This window comes from Streptomyces sp. NBC_00316, from assembly GCF_036158715.1.
Lineage (GTDB): Bacteria > Actinomycetota > Actinomycetes > Streptomycetales > Streptomycetaceae > Streptomyces.
In genome coordinates, this window is record NZ_CP108023.1 from 4,429,196 (window position 1) to 4,445,379 (window position 16,184).

12 protein-coding genes are annotated in these 16,184 nt (G+C 70.7%); 5 read left to right on the top strand and 7 right to left on the bottom strand.

All coding sequences use genetic code 11. The features are described from left to right. Positions 1-38 precede the first annotated feature (38 nt). Positions 39-449: an RNA-binding S4 domain-containing protein gene (locus OG878_RS19685; RefSeq protein ID WP_328888004.1), complete on the bottom strand. Its 411-nt coding sequence runs from the start codon at positions 447-449 to the stop codon at positions 39-41. 331 nt (positions 450-780) lie between these two features. On the opposite strand from OG878_RS19685, the gene OG878_RS19690 reads away from it, so the two are divergent. The 4 genes from OG878_RS19690 to metG all read left to right on the top strand — a co-directional run bounded on the left by OG878_RS19690 (position 781) and on the right by metG (position 6,910). After that, positions 781-2,271, top strand: a complete 1,491-nt coding sequence (locus OG878_RS19690; RefSeq protein WP_328888005.1) for an APC family permease — start codon at positions 781-783, stop codon at positions 2,269-2,271. After that, positions 2,271-3,239 (top strand): hypothetical protein, encoded by a 969-nt coding sequence (locus OG878_RS19695; RefSeq protein WP_328888006.1) that lies wholly within the window; start codon positions 2,271-2,273, stop codon positions 3,237-3,239. Before OG878_RS19690 ends, OG878_RS19695 begins: the two co-directional genes overlap by 1 nt. Positions 3,240-3,499: 260 nt before the next feature. After that, positions 3,500-5,179 (top strand): VWA domain-containing protein, encoded by a 1,680-nt coding sequence (locus OG878_RS19700; protein ID WP_328888007.1) that lies wholly within the window; start codon positions 3,500-3,502, stop codon positions 5,177-5,179. A gap of 126 nt (positions 5,180-5,305) precedes the next feature. Continuing rightward, positions 5,306-6,910 carry a methionine--tRNA ligase gene (gene metG, locus OG878_RS19705; RefSeq protein ID WP_328888008.1) on the top strand — a complete coding sequence of 535 codons (1,605 nt, stop codon included), beginning with the start codon at positions 5,306-5,308 and terminating at the stop codon, positions 6,908-6,910. 97 nt (positions 6,911-7,007) lie between these two features. On the opposite strand, the gene OG878_RS19710 is transcribed toward metG, so the two are convergent. From OG878_RS19710 to aspS, 3 genes are all read right to left on the bottom strand, one after another. Further along, positions 7,008-7,787: a hypothetical protein gene (locus OG878_RS19710; protein ID WP_328891303.1), complete on the bottom strand. Its 780-nt coding sequence runs from the start codon at positions 7,785-7,787 to the stop codon at positions 7,008-7,010. Positions 7,788-8,094: 307 nt separating this feature from the next. Then, a complete protein-coding gene (locus tag OG878_RS19715; RefSeq protein WP_328888009.1) occupies positions 8,095-9,036 on the bottom strand; it encodes an intradiol ring-cleavage dioxygenase in 942 nt (313 codons plus the stop codon). Positions 9,037-9,178: 142 nt separating this feature from the next. Further along, on the bottom strand, positions 9,179-10,996 hold the full coding sequence (gene aspS / locus OG878_RS19720; RefSeq protein ID WP_328888010.1) for an aspartate--tRNA ligase: 1,818 nt from the start codon (positions 10,994-10,996) through the stop codon (positions 9,179-9,181). Between the two features lie 172 nt (positions 10,997-11,168). Between aspS and OG878_RS19725 the strand changes: the two genes are divergently transcribed. Next, a complete protein-coding gene (locus tag OG878_RS19725) occupies positions 11,169-13,247 on the top strand; it encodes an ATP-binding SpoIIE family protein phosphatase (protein WP_328888011.1) in 2,079 nt (692 codons plus the stop codon). A gap of 46 nt (positions 13,248-13,293) precedes the next feature. On the opposite strand, the gene OG878_RS19730 is transcribed toward OG878_RS19725, so the two are convergent. The 3 genes from OG878_RS19730 to OG878_RS19740 all read right to left on the bottom strand — a co-directional run bounded on the left by OG878_RS19730 (position 13,294) and on the right by OG878_RS19740 (position 16,045). Then, positions 13,294-14,403 carry an AI-2E family transporter gene (locus OG878_RS19730; RefSeq protein WP_328888012.1) on the bottom strand — a complete coding sequence of 370 codons (1,110 nt, stop codon included), beginning with the start codon at positions 14,401-14,403 and terminating at the stop codon, positions 13,294-13,296. A gap of 86 nt (positions 14,404-14,489) precedes the next feature. Beyond that, positions 14,490-15,452 carry a pirin family protein gene (locus OG878_RS19735; RefSeq protein ID WP_267003933.1) on the bottom strand — a complete coding sequence of 321 codons (963 nt, stop codon included), beginning with the start codon at positions 15,450-15,452 and terminating at the stop codon, positions 14,490-14,492. Positions 15,453-15,604: 152 nt separating this feature from the next. Then, on the bottom strand, positions 15,605-16,045 hold the full coding sequence (locus tag OG878_RS19740; protein WP_030930244.1) for an SseB family protein: 441 nt from the start codon (positions 16,043-16,045) through the stop codon (positions 15,605-15,607). Between the last annotated feature and the right edge of the window lie 139 nt (positions 16,046-16,184).

Below are 16,184 nucleotides of genomic sequence, written 5' to 3' on the forward strand. Positions count from 1 at the left end.
CAGCCGCCCGCAGTGAGCGGCGGCAGCCGTACCCGCGCTCAGGCCGGATGATCCCCGGGGCCACGGCCCTGGAGGCGCTCCATCTCGCGGCGGTCGCGTTTGGTGGGGCGGCCCGCACCGCGGTCGCGGACCGGCACCTGGATCACCGCTTCGCGCGGCGGCGGGGGCGGACTGTTGTCGACGAAGCACTCGGCGGCCACCGGAGCGCCGACCCGCTTCTTCACGATCCGTGACACGACGACGATCCGGTCCCGTCCGTCGTGCCGGAGCCGTACTTCGTCGCCCACATGCAGGGTCTGCGCCGGCTTGGCCCGGTCGCCGTTGACCTTGACGTGCCCTGCGCGGCAGGCGGCGGCAGCCTGCGAGCGGGTCTTGGTCAGCCGTACCGACCAGATCCAGCTGTCGACGCGGACGCTTCCCTCCGCCTGTGGCGCCTCACCCGAAACCATGGTTCCGACTCTAGGGCCTTGCGTGCGGAGCCGGTGACGGACGGCCACGCAGGACTTGTGCGTGCCGGACCCCGTGAGCCCGGCGCGATCCGGACGGAAGGCCCTGGGTCCCGGCGTCGTACAGGCGACCGCGCAGCCCGCAGCGCCCACGTCTCGCCGGCTGTAACCACAGGACTACGATGCGGACGATCTCCCGAACGGACCGGCCGCCACCACCGTCCGGACTTCCGGGGATCTGTTTCTGACATGCCGCCACATGTCGTGCCGCTGAAGGATGTACGGGGACACCGGCCGGGGCACGGCGCACTTCCGGAAGCAGTTGAGAACAGCGATGAGCAGCACGCCCGACCGCCCCGGCCGTGGGCTCCAGCCCAACGTCCTCGGCACGTTCCACACGATCGTGATGGCCGTGGCGGGCAGCGCCCCCGCCTACTCGCTGGCCGCCACCAGTGCCGTGCTCGTCGGCACGGTCGGTCTCGGCGGACCCGCCGCCCTGCTCTACTGCGCCGTACCGATGCTCGGCATCGCCCTCGCCTACCGTCAACTCGGCCGGATCGACGTCAACGCGGGCGCCGGCTACTCCTGGGTGGGCCGGACCCTCCACCCCTTCCTCGGCTTCCTCAGCGGCTGGGCGCTGGTCGTCGCGGCGACCCTCTTCATGGTCGCCGGATCGCTGCCCGCGGGGACGATGACGCTGACCGTCATCGACTCCCGGTTCGCCGACGACACGACGCTCGCCACCCTCATCGGGGCCGGCTGGTTCCTGGTGATGCTGCTCGTCGTGCTCGGCGGGGCACGGCTCAGCGCCCGCGCCCAGCTGCTGATCTCCGGGGTCGAGCTGGTGATCCTGCTGGTCTTCGCGGGCCTCGCACTCGTCCACGGGACCACGGCGGGCCGGAACACGGGTACCGGCACCGCGCATGCCTTCGACTGGTCGTGGCTCGGCTTCGGGCACTTCGACGGCGTCTCCGGCTTCGCCTCCGGCGCGCTGATAGCCGCCTTCTACTACTGGGGCTGGGACGTCACCGGCAACCTCAGCGAGGAGACCCGCAACAGCCGCCGCACCACGGGCCTGGCCGGGATCGTGGGCGTGCTCACCGTCTTCGCACTCGTCGAGGTATTCACCATTGCGGTCAACGTGATCCTCTCCGCCGACGACATCGAGCGGCACAGCACCAACGTACTGACCGTGCTCGGTGAGCAGGTCTGGCCCGGCGTCGGCGGAAAACTGCTGGTGGTGGCCGTGATGCTGTCAACCGTCGCGACGCTGCAGACGACGCTCATCCAGGTCACGCGCTCCCTGTTCGCCATGGGCCGCGACCGTACGATGCCCGCCGCGTTCGGCCGGGTGCACCACAGCTGGAACACCCCGTGGGTGGCGGTCGCCACCGTCGGCGGCGTCGCCCTCGCCCTGATCCTCGCCTCCCTGGCCCTCGGTCCGGTCCACCGCATCCTGGGCGTGGCCGTCGAGGCGATCGGACTGCAGGTCGCCGTCTACTACGGTCTCGCGGGCCTGGCCGCCGTCGTCGCGTACCGCAAGATGCTGCACCGCTCGGTCGCGGACTTCGTCCTCGGCGGACTCTGGCCGCTGACGGGCTCGCTCTTCATGTTCTGGATCTTCTTCGAGGCGCTCGGCAGCTTCAGCAGGACGGCGCTCGTGCTCGGTCTCGGCAGTCTCGCCGTGGGAGCAGTCCCGATGCTCTGGTACTGGCGGCGCGGCAGCTCCTACTACCGGCCGGCGAAACTCGACGCCTCGCGGACCGTACCGGCCGGGGAACCGTCCGGCTACGCCCACTCCACCACGATCGTCACCGACTACTGATGGCCGGACGCCGCCGCACGCCCCCGCCCGTGCGCTTCGACCCTGACCTCGGCGACGGGCCGCTCACCACGGCCCGCCAGGACATCGTCATCGGCCGCTGGCAGGGCGTACGCGACCTGCTGCACGCCACCGGCAACCAGTGGGCCCTGCGCACCCACCGGATCCGGCTGCTCGCACACGCCGTCGCGGGCAGCACCACCGTGGAGACCTGGCTCGCCGCCGAACCGAAGAGCGCCGACGCGCAGGTGCTCAAGGCCGCGACCGAAGTGGTCCGGCTCTTCGGCCGGGCCGTCACCGCGGGCCGTGGCGCCGGGCTCGACCGGAACCGGGTGGACCGGGTCGTCGACTGCTGTCTGCGGGCCGCCGGCAGCTGCCCGCCCGACCCGATGCCCTGGGCGTCGCTGCTGACCGTGGCGCGGCTGTACGAGGACGGGACGAGGTGCCGGGTCACCCAGTGGTGGGACGAACTGCTCCGCCGCGATCCGCACCACATGGAGGGACACGCCCAACTGCTGCGGTACTACTCGGCGCGCTGGCACGGCACCCACGGCACCATGTACGACTTCGCCCGCGCCGCGGCGGGTGCGGCGCCGCCCGGTTCGCCGCTGCCGGTGCTGGTGCAGATCGCCAGGGTCGAGGAGTACCGGTCCGTCTCCGACGCCACGCACGGGCGGCCCGTCGTCCCGCCGCGCACCGGGCAGCAGCACTGGGACCACGAGCTGGCCGTCACGGAGGTGCGCCGCACCTGGGAACGGTGGCTCGGGATGCGCGAGGCGGGGCCGGTGCCCGCGCAGGAGGTCGGCGAGCTGAACTACCTGGCGCACGCGGCGTGTTACGCGGGACGGCCGGCGGAGGCCGCGGACGCGTTCCGGTTACTGGACGGCCGGGCGGTGCAGGTGCCGTGGTCGTACACCGGGGACCCCGCGGCACAGTTCACGCGGTGGCGCCGCCAGGTCACCGCCGCGTGAGCCGCCGTACACGCGGCCGGGAACCGGACGCCGACGTCACGGACGGACGGTACGCCACCAGGTGCACAACCACGCGGTACGAGGAACTCCGCATGAGCGGGGAGTGAAGTCAGGGCCACCGCTGCCCGATTGACACGGGCGCGGGCCGCACCAACGAACGGCCGGATCCGGCCGCTAACCTTACGTATCCGCCCTGGCCAGGGATAAATTCCCGCAGTACGGACATTCATCGCACTCAACTCATGCGAAAGGCCTCGCCCATGGGCATTCGGAGCTTGCTGCGCAAGGTGTTCGGCCGCGACCGCACGGAGCAGGACGAGCCGGCGACGGCCACGGTCCCGCCCCAGTCGGAGCGCACCGGGCGCACGGAGTCGGACCCCGTCGCCGTCACGGTGACGGCGGACGAGACGGTGGTCGAATCCGCCCCGGCCGCCAAGGCCTCGGTGCCCGCACCCGCCTCACGCCGGTCCGGTTCAGGCGGAGGCGGGCTGGCGGCGGACCTGGTGGCGGAGGCCTTCGACAAGGCATCGGCCCCCACCCCGAAGCCCACTCCCACGGTCCCGGCCCAGGGCTCGGCCCCCAAGCCGGTCGCGGCCGAGGCCGCGGAGGAGTCGGCCGCGGAGGCGGACACTGTGGCGGCCGCGCCGGAGGCAGCAGTCGAGCCCGTCACGGCCGAGGCCCAGCCCGAGCCGGAGCCGGAGGCTGCTCCGGTCGCTGCCGAGGTCGAGGTGGCGGAGGTCGCCGCAGCCGACGTCGAGGTCGAGGTGGAGGCAGAATCGGCCACCGCTGTGGCCGAGCCCGCGTCGGACGAGCCCGTGGTCAAGGCCGAGGCGGAACCGGTCGCTGGTGTGGCCGAGCCCGAGACGGAGCCCGCCCCGGCCGTCGCCGAGGCCGAGCCGGAAGCCACGACGGAAGAGGAGCCCGCCGCCGTCGCAGCCGAGCCCGAGGCCGGTATCGAGGCCGAGCCGGTCGCCGCCGACGTGGACGCCGAGCCGGTCGCCGCGGTGGCCGCACCGACTGCCGGCATCGCCCCTGCCGCCGAGCCCGAGCCGCAGGCACGTGAGGTCGTGGAGCCGGCCCCCGCCGCCGAACCGGAGACCCCGGTCGAGGCCGAACCGGTCCCCGTCAGCGCCGACGCCGAGCCGGTCCTCGTCGCCGACGCCGAGCCGGTCGCCGCCGACGTGCTGCCCGAGCCGGACGCCGAGCCCGTGGCCGCAGAGGTCACCGAGTCCGCCGCCGGGGCCCCCGCCCCCGCTGTCACCGCAGCCCACGTCACGTCCCTCGCACCCGCGCTCGTCGACCCGTACGGCGCGGCCCGGGACGCGCTTCAGGCGCACGGGCTGACCGGGCTCCGAGCCACCGTGTACCTGGTGCTCGACCGTTCCGGCTCCATGCGGCCGTTCTACAAGGACGGCAGCGCCCAGCACCTGGGCGATCGCACGCTCGCCCTCGCCGCGCACCTCGACGAGAACGCCACCGTGCCCGTCGTCTTCTTCTCGACCGACATCGACGGCACCGGCACGGTCGGCCTCGCCGACCACGAAGGCCGGATCGACGAACTGCACGCGGGCCTCGGCCGCCTGGGCCGTACCAGCTACCACCGCGCCGTCGAGGAGGTCGTCGCGCACTACGAGAAGTCGGAGGCCACCGGCCCCGCCCTGGTCGTCTTCCAGACGGACGGCCCGCCGGACGCCAAGCAGCCCGCCAAGCAGGCGCTCGCGGAGGCGGCACGGCTGCCGCTGTTCTTCCAGTTCGTCGCGTTCGGTGACGAGGACGCGAAGGGCTTCGACTTCCTGCGGAAGCTGGACGCACCGAACGCCGCGTTCTTCCACGCCGGCCCAGCCCCGGCCGAGGTGCCGGACGCCACGCTGTACCGGGAGATCCTCGCCGCGCTCCCCGGCTGGCTCGCGGCCCGCGAGAAGGCCGCCGGAAACGCCTGACCCGACGGTCCGGCCTGCAGACGTACGGTCACGGCGCGCCCGCCTCCGGGCCCGGCGCCGCCGTGACCGTACCGGCACCGGTCATCGGTGTGAGTGGATCTTCCGCGGGCCGTTAGGATTTCGACCATGGCGGCCACTGGATCCGAGAAGCAGGGGGCGACGGCGTACTACGTCTCGACCCCCATCTACTACGTCAACGACGCTCCTCACCTGGGCCACGCCTACACGACCGTCGCAGGCGACGTGCTCACCCGCTGGCACCGCCAGCGTGGCGAGAAGGTGTGGTACCTCACCGGCACGGACGAGCACGGTCAGAAGATCATGCGCACTGCCGAGGCGAACAACGTCACCCCGCAGGAGTGGTGCGACAAGCTCGTCGAGGAGGCATGGAAGCCCCTCTGGGAGCACCTGAACATCGCGAACGACGACTTCATCCGTACGACGGAGAAGCGGCACACGGACCGTGTGCAGGAGTTCGTGCAGGACCTGTACGACAAGGGCGAGATCTACAAGGGCGGGTACGAAGGCCCGTACTGCGTCGGCTGCGAGGAGTACAAGCTCCCCGGCGACCTCATCGAGGCGGAGGACGGCACGAAGCTGTGCCCGATCCACAAGAAGCCGGTGGAGATCCTCAAGGAGGAGAACTACTTCTTCAAGCTGAGCGAGTACGGCCCGAAGCTGCTGGAGTTCTACGCGAACAACCCCGGCTTCATCCAGCCCGAATCGGCCCGCAACGAGGTCGTGAACTTCGTCAGGCAGGGCCTGCAGGACCTGTCGATCTCGCGCTCGACCTTCGACTGGGGTGTCCCGGTGCCGTGGGACGAGAAGCACGTCATCTACGTGTGGGTCGACGCGCTGCTCAACTACGCGACGGCGGTCGGCTACGGCGCCAACCAGGAGAAGTTCGACGGGACGTTCCCGGCCGACGTGCACCTGGTCGGCAAGGACATCCTCCGCTTCCACGCGGTCATCTGGCCCGCGATGCTGATGGCTCAGGGTCTGCCGCTGCCCGGCAGGGTCGCGGCCAATGGCTGGCTGATGGTCGGCGGCGAGAAGATGTCGAAGTCGAACCTGACCGGCATCAAGCCGCAGGACCTGACCTCGCACTTCGGCGTGGACGCGTACCGCTGGTACTTCCTGCGGGCGATCGCGTTCGGCAGCGACGGCTCGTTCTCCTGGGAGGACTTCACCGCCCGCTACACCTCCGAGCTCGCCAACGACTACGGCAACCTCGCCTCGCGCCTCGCCGCCATGGTCGGCAAGTACTTCGGCGGGGCGCTCCCGGAGGCCACGGCCGCCGGTGACGCCGAGAAGGCGGTCCAGGAGGGTCTCGCGAAGGCCGTCGCCACGGCCGACCGGAAGATCGGCGAGGAGCTGGACTTCCAGGCCGGCATCCTGGCGATCTTCGACTTCGTGAAGCAGGTCAACGGCTACATCACGGAGCAGGAGCCGTGGAAGGTCGCCAAGGACGAGTCGCCCGAGGGGCAGGCCCGCCTCGCGACGATCCTGTACACGGCCGCCGAGGCGCTCCGCGGTGTCGCGGTCCTGCTGAACGCCGTGATGCCGGAGACCTCGCAGAAGCTGTGGGAGTCGCTGGGCGCCGAGGAGTCCCTGGGCGCGCTGCCCGACCAGCGCGTGCAGGACGCGGGCGGCTGGGGGCAGCTGCCGGCGGGTGCGACGGTGACGAAGGGTGCGGTGCTGTTCCCGCGCCTGGAGGAGAAGCCCGCGTAACGCTGAGGCTCGGTACGCAGATGAGGGGCCGGACCGGTCATGGGTCCGGCCCCTCTCGTACGTATGGGCAGGGGCGGCTCATATGCGTGACGTCCGGTCAGTGGGCCAGCGCCGCCGCGTCGCCCATCACGATCACCGGGACCTTGGCCGGTTCGAGGATGCGCAGCAGCTCCCTCATCCGGTCCTCGGGCAGCGAGATGCAGCCCTGGGTCGGTCCGCCGTGGTCGACATGGAGCCAGATGCCGCCACCCCGCTCCTCGCCGAGCGGACGGGTCGGGTCCAGCGGGGAGACCCCGGGAACGCGGTTGTAGTCGATGGCGATGACGTAGTCGAACGACCCCTCGAGGGGCTCTCCGTGGAGCCCTTCACCGCTCACCGCGAAGTCGGAGCTCTGCTCGTACGGGAACGCGGTGCCCGGAGCCTCGAGCAGGCCGCCCGCGGACGTCAGCCCGTAGACGCCGATGGGGGTACGGAGGTCGTCCAGCCAGTGCTCGTAGGTCCAGCCGTACAGGGCGTTGTGGGCGGGCCACGGACCCGCGGCCGGCTGCCAGCCCGCCGCGGGGTCCTCGCGGGTGTAGAGAACGGCGGTGGCCAGGCTGGAGTCCTCGGAGTCCCCGGTGACGACCAGCGCCTGCCGGGACTCGGGCGGGATCGCGGCCCTGGTCTCCGGTCCCAGCAGCCGGATCTCGCGGGGCTGGGTGGGGGCGGCCGGCCCGCGCGCGGCGACCCCGGGACCCGCCGCACCCGATCCGCCGGCCGGTGCGGGGGAGCCGGGGCTTCCGACGGCGGTGGGGCGGGGTGCGAGGCCGACCGCACTGCATCCGGTGAGCAGGACGAGCAGTGCGGCGCAGACGGCGCACGACAGACGCCGGCGCATCGAGGGACGGGGCACCGGTCCGGGAACGGGCACGGTTTCGGGGACGGGCACGGGGGGCTCCTGGCAGTCGGCGTCGAGGACGGCGGGGGCAAAGGTCCCCGTACCGAAGTCCCCGAGCCAGTCTTTGCCGACTCGGCCGACAACTAATCAGACAAAGGGGCCATCCGGACGCATCAGATCCGGTACCGTCCACGTTTCCCGGCGTGTCCTGCTGGGCGAATCCGGCCTGCGTACGTAACAGAAAGGGCCCGGAAGCACGCCTGCCGTGGCGGTTCCGGGCCCATCCCCTCCGCGGGGGAACGGAGCGTCAGAGGCCCGTGCCGTCGTGCGTCTCGTCCGGGTCGACACCCATCGTGATCGACCCGACGACGCCGCGCGCCATGTGGTTCTTGCGGTACGAGAGCTTCATCAGCCCGCCCGTGACACCACTCTGGTCGTAAATGGTGTCCTCGGTGAGGGTCGTACGCGTGGTGGTACTGGTCGAGTACGGCGCGATCTTCGCCGAGTCGAGCACCGCGGACTCCGCGAAGAAGAACTGACCGGTGTGGCAGGTGCGTCCGCCCTCGTACCCGGCGTCGGTCATCTTCCCGCCGACGTGCACCTTGGTGTGAATGTGCACACAACGGCCCTGGTACCAGCCCGGGAAGATCGTCCTGAACTCCACGTACCCGTGCTTGTCGGTGAGCTGGGTGCCGCGCAGATAGCGCTCGTCGTCGGTGGGCTCCGCGTGCCCGCCACCGCCGCCACCGGGCCCGCCGGACGGAGGCGTGCCCGTCGGAGCGCCGGTGGGGGCACCGGTCGGGGCATCCGTCGGGGCACCGCTCGGCGGCGTGCCGCCACCGCCGGGGCCGCCGGCGCTCATCGACTCGTAACCGGAGTAGATGCCCAGTGCATCGCAGTGCCAGATGTCGACGGCCGCATGGCTCAGGGGTTTGCAGGTGTCCGAGTCGATCACCTTGAGGCGGAGGGTCATCGGGATGCCCTCCCTGTCCTCGGTGATGTCCTTCCGGATCTTGTCGGCGTCGATGTAGTACGGCCCCTCGGTGGTCTCCGAGGTCAGCCGGTAACACTCCTCGCCCTGTCCGGCGGCGGACTTCTTTCCGTTGCCGCCGCTCGTGATCTCGTCGGCCGAGGCACCGGCAACCGCACCCGCCCCGATCCCGGCGGCCACGATGGCCGCACCTCCGGCGAACACCATCCGGCGACGCGTCATGTCCTTCTTGTGTGCGGGTCCTTGAGTCTCTGTCATGGGAAGTGAGGCTAGGCACGGGAGCTGGCAGGGGCGTGTGTGCCGGCTGTGCCTTGCTGTGGAGGGCGGCCACGACGTGAAACAGCCCCCGGCCTTCGGCCGGGGGCTGTTTCACGTGCAACCGAAACGGAACCGGTGACGCCTACTTCGCGCCGGTGTCCCTCGCTACCGAGTCCTTGGCCTCGGCCTTCTCCTTCACCGTCGCGGCGGGCTTGCGGAGCTGGATGTTCAGCTCGCGCAGCCGCGCCTCGTCCAGCACGGTCGGGGCACCCATCATCAGGTCCTGGGCGTTGCCGTTGAGCGGGAAGGCGATCGTCTCGCGGATGTTGGGCTCGTCGGCCAGCAGCATCACGATGCGGTCGACGCCGGGGGCGATGCCACCGTGCGGCGGGGCGCCGAGACGGAACGCGCGGAGCATGCCCGCGAACTCCTGCTCGACGGTCTCGCGGTCGTAACCGGCGATCTCGAACGCCTTGAGCATCAGCTCGGGCTCGTGGTTGCGGATGGCGCCGGAGGACAGCTCGATGCCGTTGCAGACGATGTCGTACTGCCAGGCGAGGATGTCCAGCGGGTCCTTCGTCTCCAGGTCCTCCAGGCCGCCCTGGGGCATGGAGAACGGGTTGTGCGAGAAGTCGATCCTGCCGGTCTCCTCGTCCTTCTCGTACATCGGGAAGTCGACGATCCAGCAGAACCGGAAGACGTCCTCCTCGAAGTGGCCGGCGCGCTTGGCGGCCTCGACCCGGACGGCCGACATGATCTTGGAGACCTCGTCGAACTCGCCGGCGCCGAAGAAGACGGCGTGGCCCGGGACGAGCGAGAGACGCTCGGTGAGGGTCTTGATGTCCGTCTCGGTGAGGAACTTGGCGATCGGTCCGGCCAGCGTGCCGTCCTCGCCGACGCGGACCCAGGCCAGGCCCTTGGCGCCCTGCTCGACGGCGTACTCACCGAGGCCGTCGAAGAACTTGCGGGACTGGCCCGCGGTGTCCGGCACCGGAAGGGCGCGGACGTGCTTGCCGGCGAACGCCTTGAACTCCGAGCCGGCGAAGACGTCGGAGATGTCGACGAGCTCCAGCTTGGCGCGCAGGTCGGGCTTGTCGTTGCCGTACTTCAGCATCGACTCGCGGAACGGGATCCGCGGGAACGGCGACGTGACGTGCCGGCCGTTGCCGAACTCCTCGAAGAGCTCGGTCATCAGCTTCTCGATCGGCTGGAAGACGTCCTCCTGCTCGACGAACGACATCTCGACGTCGAGCTGGTAGAACTCGCCGGGCGAGCGGTCGGCGCGGGCGTCCTCGTCGCGGAAGCACGGCGCGATCTGGAAGTAGCGGTCGAAGCCCGAGATCATCAGCAGCTGCTTGAACTGCTGCGGGGCCTGCGGCAGCGCGTAGAACTTGCCGGGGTTCAGCCGGGACGGGACGACGAAGTCACGGGCGCCCTCGGGGGACGTCGCGGTGAGGATCGGGGTCGCCATCTCGTTGAACCCGAGGGCCACCATCTTCGAGCGGATCGAGGCGATGACGGCGGAGCGCAGCATGATGTTGCGGTGCATGCGCTCACGGCGCAGGTCGAGGAAGCGGTACTCCAGGCGCCGCTCCTCGTTGACCCCGTCCTCTGCGTTGATCGTGAAGGGCAGCGGGGCGGCCTCGCCCAGTACCTCGACCTCGGTGACCTCGATCTCGATCTCGCCGGTCGGGAGATCCGGGTTCACGTTGTCGGCGCCACGTGCGGAGACCTTGCCGTCGATCCGGACGACGGTCTCCTTGGTGAGCTTCGACAGGGCGTCGTTGCCGGGGGTGCCGGGGCGGGCGACGAGCTGCACGAGACCGTAGTGGTCGCGCAGATCGATGAAGAGGATGCCGCCCAGGTCTCGACGATTGTGCAGCCAGCCGCTCAGCCGGACGTCGGTGCCGACGTCAGAGGCGCGGAGCTCGCCGCAGGTGTGGGACCTGTACCGATGCATCGTCGTTCATCCAGTCTTCGCGGTTGGGGTGGATTCAGCCTCCCCAGGCTACCGCCCGCGCCCGCACGACTTCATTGACATAAGCATTTCAAGATCATCCGGCGGGTCCGGACCGCCCTCCGGCGACCGTCCTCGGTGGCGTCCACGGAGCACATCTTCCTAAAGTGGGGCAATGCGCACCGAGGACGTCCTGGCCGCGACCGCGACCGGCCTGTGGCGCTGGGACAACACAGCCGGGACGGTCACGCTCGACGCAGAAGCCGCCCGGCTGGTCGACCTGCCCGCCAGGGACGGCGTCTTCCGAGAGGCCTCGGTGCGCGCGCGATTCCACCCGGTCGACTGGAACGAGATCTACGGGGTGGTGAATCTCGCCATCGCCGAGGACACCCTGGCGGAGGCCCGGCTGCGCATCGTGGACGGGGACGGCCGGGTGCTCCGTACCGTACGCAGCCGTTCCAAGCCTCTGCGTGTCGAGTCGGTCGACGGCTCGACGTACGTACTGGTCGGCACCATCCAGGAAGTCCCCGAACCGCAGCCGGGCACCGCCGGGGCGCACACGCCCATCACCGGGGACTGGCGCCGGTCCCGGGAGGCGTTCCTGCTGGACGCGGGGCGGGCGCTCGCCGAAGCCCGTTCGACGGAGGAGGTGCTGCGGGTCGCCGCCTCGCTCTCCATGCCCGGGTTCTCGCCGGACGGACTCGCCGTCTTCGGCGTCGCGGGCGACCGGCTGACGATCATCGGCCACCACGGCCAGAACATGGGCGACGAGGACCCGTTCAACGACATGCCGCTGGAGACCGACTACCCGGCCGCCGAGGTCGTACGGACCGGGCGGGCGATCTATCTCCCGTCGCCCGAGGAGTACCGACGCCGCTTCCCGGTCACCTGGCCGCTCGCCAGCCGCTTCGGGCGCCGCTCCTGGGCCTTCCTCCCGCTGATCGTGTCGGGCCGCACGATGGGTGCCTGGATGGCGGGGTTCCGGCACCCGGTGTCGTTCTCGCCGGACGAACGCTCCGTGCTGACGACGGTGGCCCGGATGCTCGCACAGGCCCTGGCGCGGGCCGGAGAGGCGGAGACCGAGCGGGAGCTGTCGCAAGGACTCCAGCGGTCGATGATGCCGACCCTGGACCCCGACATCCCCGGGATGACGGTCGCCGCGCGGTACGTACCGACCGGTGGCGGGCTCCAGGTAGGTGGCGACTGGTACGACATGATCCCGCTCCCGAACGGCCGTATCGCCCTCGTCATCGGCGACGTCCAGGGCCATGACGTGCGGGCGGCCGGGCTGATGGGCCAGCTGCGGATCGCTCTGCGCGCGTACGCCTCCGAGGGGCACAGCCCGGACGCGGTGCTCTCCCGCGCCTCCCGGTTCCTCTCCGGGCTCACCGACGCGTACGACGACGGGAAAGAGACCGGTCCGCGGTTCGCGACATGCCTGTACGCGGAGGCCGACCCGGAGACCGGGACGCTCGACATCGCGCGGGCCGGCCACCCCGACCCGGTCGTGATCAGCAGCGACGGGACGGCGGTCATCCGGCAGACCGGCGGCGGACTGCCGCTCGGCATGGAGACGGACACCGACTACCCGACGACCCGGGTGGTCCTGCAGCCCGGCGACACGATCATGCTGTGCACGGACGGGCTGATCGAGACCGGCGGCCACGACCTGACCACCGGCTGGGACCGGCTCCGGCCGGTTCTGGAACAGCACACCGGGGACCTGGAGAAACTCGCCGACGCGCTGGTGCAGGCCGTGCACGGGCCGACCTCGCACTACACGACCGGGCCGCTGGCCGACCGCCGTGAGGACGACATCGCGGTGCTCGTGCTGCGCCGCGAGGCCGGCCCGACGAAGCGGGCCGCGACGCGCCGTACCGCGATGACCGTCGCGCAGGCCGAACCCGAACGGATCGCGGCCGCCCGGCAGCAGCTGCGCGAGCTGCTGCACGACTGGTCGGACCCGGAGCAGGTCGACGCGGCCGTGCTGCTGATCTCCGAGATCACCACGAATGTCCTCCTGCACACGGACGGCGACGCGCTGATGGTCGTCGAGGTCGGCACGGACCGGGGCAGGCGATGCCTCCGGGTGGAGGTGACGGACGGCAGCGACGAACTGCCGCACAAGCGGCGACCCGGCGAGATGGCTTCCAGCGGGCGGGGGCTGGTGCTGATGCAGCTGCTGGCCGATGCGTGGGGCGTGGAGCCGCGGGGGGCCGGGAAGTCCATCTGGTTCGAGCTGTACGAGTCGTAGGAGGCGGGGACGGTCGCCGGGAAGCGCCCTGGTGGCCGCCCCGTCGTCAGCCGCCGGGCGGGCTCGATGTGCCGGGCTGAGGCGGTGCGCCCGGGGGCGGCGCGGCGCCCGGGGCGGAGGCGTAACCCTTGCGGAGTTCGCCGATGACGCCGAAGGCCGCAGCGCACACCGGTACCGCCAGCAGCATGCCCAGCAGGCCCGCCACGCTCGCGCCCGCCGTCAGCGCGATCATGATCATGGCCGGGTGCATCTGGACCGTACGGCTCTGGATCACCGGCTGCAGCACGTGCCCTTCCAGCACCTGGACCGCGAGCACCACACCGAGCGCCCAGATCGCGATCACGACCCCCCGGTCCGCGAGAGCGACCAGGACGGCGACCGCGCCCGAGAGGAATGCGCCGAGATACGGGATGTACGCGCCGACGAAGACCAGCGCGCCCAGCCCCACCGCGCCCGGCACCCGCAGGATCAGCAGACCCACGGCGATGCAGGTCGCATCGATCAGCGCAATGAACGTGGTGCCGCGCATGAAGCCCTCGACGGCCTCGAAGGCCCGCCGCCCCATCGCCTCGACCAGCTCACCGGTGCCGCGCGGGGCGAGGCTGTGGGCGAGGGCCGCGGCCCGGTCGGCGTCACGCAGGAAGAAGAAGGTCAGCAGCAGGGCGAGGACGCTGGTCGCGATCAGCGAGCCGACCAGGCTGATCCCGGTGAGCAGCCCGCCGGCGGCGCTCGCCCCGAACTTCTCGACGAGCTTCTGCGCATTGGCGGCGAGGTTGTCCACATTGATGTCGCGCGCGAACCCGAAGTGGTCGACGACCCACTGACCGACGTCCTTCAGTGACCGGACGATCTGGTCGCCGGTGTCGATGAGCGCGGTGACGACGATGTACCCGGCGCCGCCGACCACCGCGACGAGCAGCGCACAGGTGAGCCCGGCGGCCAGCGACCGGTTGACCCTGCGGGCGGCGAGCCAGCGGTGGACGGGGCCGAGCAGCGCCGTACCGAGCAGGGCCAGCAGAACGGGTGTGACCGCGGTCTTGAGGGTGACACACAGCCAGATGGCGACCGCGGCAACGCCCATGACCAGCAGAAGTACGACGCACCAGGCGGCTGTTCGCCGCGCGGCGTCGGGCAGGAGGGGCTTCCGGGTCTGCACCCTCCCACCCGATCACGGCGCGGGAGCCGTGTCCCGCCCGACGGTCCGCATGGGTGACGGACCGTCAGCGAGGGCCGGCGGAAGGATCACTCACCCATGCCGTGAACCGCGGGCACGGTGCCGAGGCGGCCGGCCTGGAAGTCCTCGAACGCCTTCTTGAGTTCGGCCTGGCTGTTCATGACGAACGGACCGTAGTGCGCCATCGGCTCCCGGATCGGACGGCCACCGAGCAGCACGACCTCCAGGTCGGGCGTGTTGCCGTCCTGCTTCTCGTCCGCGCGGACGGTCAGCGAGGACCCGGCACCGAAGACCGCGGTCTGCCCCATGTGGACCGGGCGGCGCTCCTCGCCGACCGTGCCGCGGCCGGCCAGCACGTACGCGAGTCCGTTGAAGTCCTCGCGCCACGGAAGGGTCACCTCGGCGCCGGGACGCACGGTGGCGTGGACCATCGTGATCGGGGTGTGGGTGACGCCCGGGCCCTCGTGTCCGTCGAGCTCACCGGCGATGACGCGGAGCAGTGCGCCGCCGTCCGGGGAGGCGAGGAGCTGGACCTGGCCGCCGCGGATGTCCTGGTAGCGGGGGGCCATCATCTTGTCGGCCTTGGGCAGGTTCACCCAGAGCTGGAGGCCGTGGAAGAGGCCGCCCGACATGACGAGGGACTCCGGCGGGGCCTCGATGTGCAGGAGGCCGGATCCGGCCGTCATCCACTGGGTGTCACCGTCGCGGATGGTGCCGCCGCCGCCGTTGCTGTCCTGGTGGATGAAGGTGCCGTCGATGATGTATGTGACGGTCTCGAAGCCGCGGTGGGGGTGCCAGGGGGTGCCCTTGGGCTCGCCCGGCGCGTACTCCACCTCGCCCATCTGGTCCATCATGATGAACGGGTCGAGGTGCTTGTAGTTGATCCCGGCGAACGCACGGCGAACCGGGAAGCCTTCGCCCTCGAATCCGCTCGGCGCCGTGGTGACGGCGAGCACGGGGCGGGCCGTGGCGTCGCCCGAGGCGGCGACCTTGGGCAGGGTCAGCGGGTTTTCGACGGTCACTGCGGGCATGGGAGCCACCTCCGGGATTGTCCTGGTTCCAATTTAGTTGAACAGTGAACATCTCGCAAGGGGTGCCGCATTCCCGCGTCGCCGCAGCACCCCCGGACAGCGAGAAGGGGTCCGTACCGCTCGGGTACGGACCCCTTCTCGAAGGTCAGAAATCAGCCATACATGCGACGCATCGCGAAGTCGACCATCTGCTCGACGGCCTTGGCGTCGAAGACCATCCGGTGCTCGCCCTCCATGTCGAGGACGAATCCGTAGCCGGTCGGCAGCAGATCGATCACCTCGGCGCCGGTGATCACGAAGTACTTGGACTCCTTGCCGGCGTACAGCCGCAGCTCCTTGAGCGTGGTGAACATGGGGATCACCGGCTGCTGGGTGTTGTGCAGGGCGAGGAAGCCGGGGTTGTCGCCGCGCGGGCAGTAGACCTTCGAGGTCGCGAAGATCTGCTGGAAGTCCTCGGCGGACAGGGATCCGGTGGTGAAGGCCCGTACCGCGTCACCGAGGGAGGGCGGCGAGGGTTCGGGGTACAGCGGCTGCTCGCCGTAGCCGCCACCCATCTGCTGCTGCGCGCCCTGGTTCTGGTCGTAGCCGTACATACCCCAAAGAGTAATCGGACACATCGCCGCCTCGAGGGGTTGCGTCTTATTACTGACGGGTAGCATCATCGGAGACGTCAGCTCATATACGGACCGCCAGCTCGTCGCCCGCCCGGACCTCACCCCTCACCGGGGCGCT

Coding starts and splice junctions, on each gene's coding strand:
- OG878_RS19685 (WP_328888004.1), bottom strand. CDS start 449: ATGGTTTCGGGTGAGGCGCCACAGGCGGAGGGAAGCGTCCGCGTCGAC.
- OG878_RS19690 (WP_328888005.1), top strand. CDS start 781: ATGAGCAGCACGCCCGACCGCCCCGGCCGTGGGCTCCAGCCCAACGTC.
- OG878_RS19695 (WP_328888006.1), top strand. CDS start 2,271: ATGGCCGGACGCCGCCGCACGCCCCCGCCCGTGCGCTTCGACCCTGAC.
- OG878_RS19700 (WP_328888007.1), top strand. CDS start 3,500: ATGGGCATTCGGAGCTTGCTGCGCAAGGTGTTCGGCCGCGACCGCACG.
- metG (WP_328888008.1), top strand. CDS start 5,306: ATGGCGGCCACTGGATCCGAGAAGCAGGGGGCGACGGCGTACTACGTC.
- OG878_RS19710 (WP_328891303.1), bottom strand. CDS start 7,787: ATGCGCCGGCGTCTGTCGTGCGCCGTCTGCGCCGCACTGCTCGTCCTG.
- OG878_RS19715 (WP_328888009.1), bottom strand. CDS start 9,036: ATGACAGAGACTCAAGGACCCGCACACAAGAAGGACATGACGCGTCGC.
- aspS (WP_328888010.1), bottom strand. CDS start 10,996: ATGCATCGGTACAGGTCCCACACCTGCGGCGAGCTCCGCGCCTCTGAC.
- OG878_RS19725 (WP_328888011.1), top strand. CDS start 11,169: ATGCGCACCGAGGACGTCCTGGCCGCGACCGCGACCGGCCTGTGGCGC.
- OG878_RS19735 (WP_267003933.1), bottom strand. CDS start 15,452: ATGCCCGCAGTGACCGTCGAAAACCCGCTGACCCTGCCCAAGGTCGCC.
- OG878_RS19740 (WP_030930244.1), bottom strand. CDS start 16,045: ATGTACGGCTACGACCAGAACCAGGGCGCGCAGCAGCAGATGGGTGGC.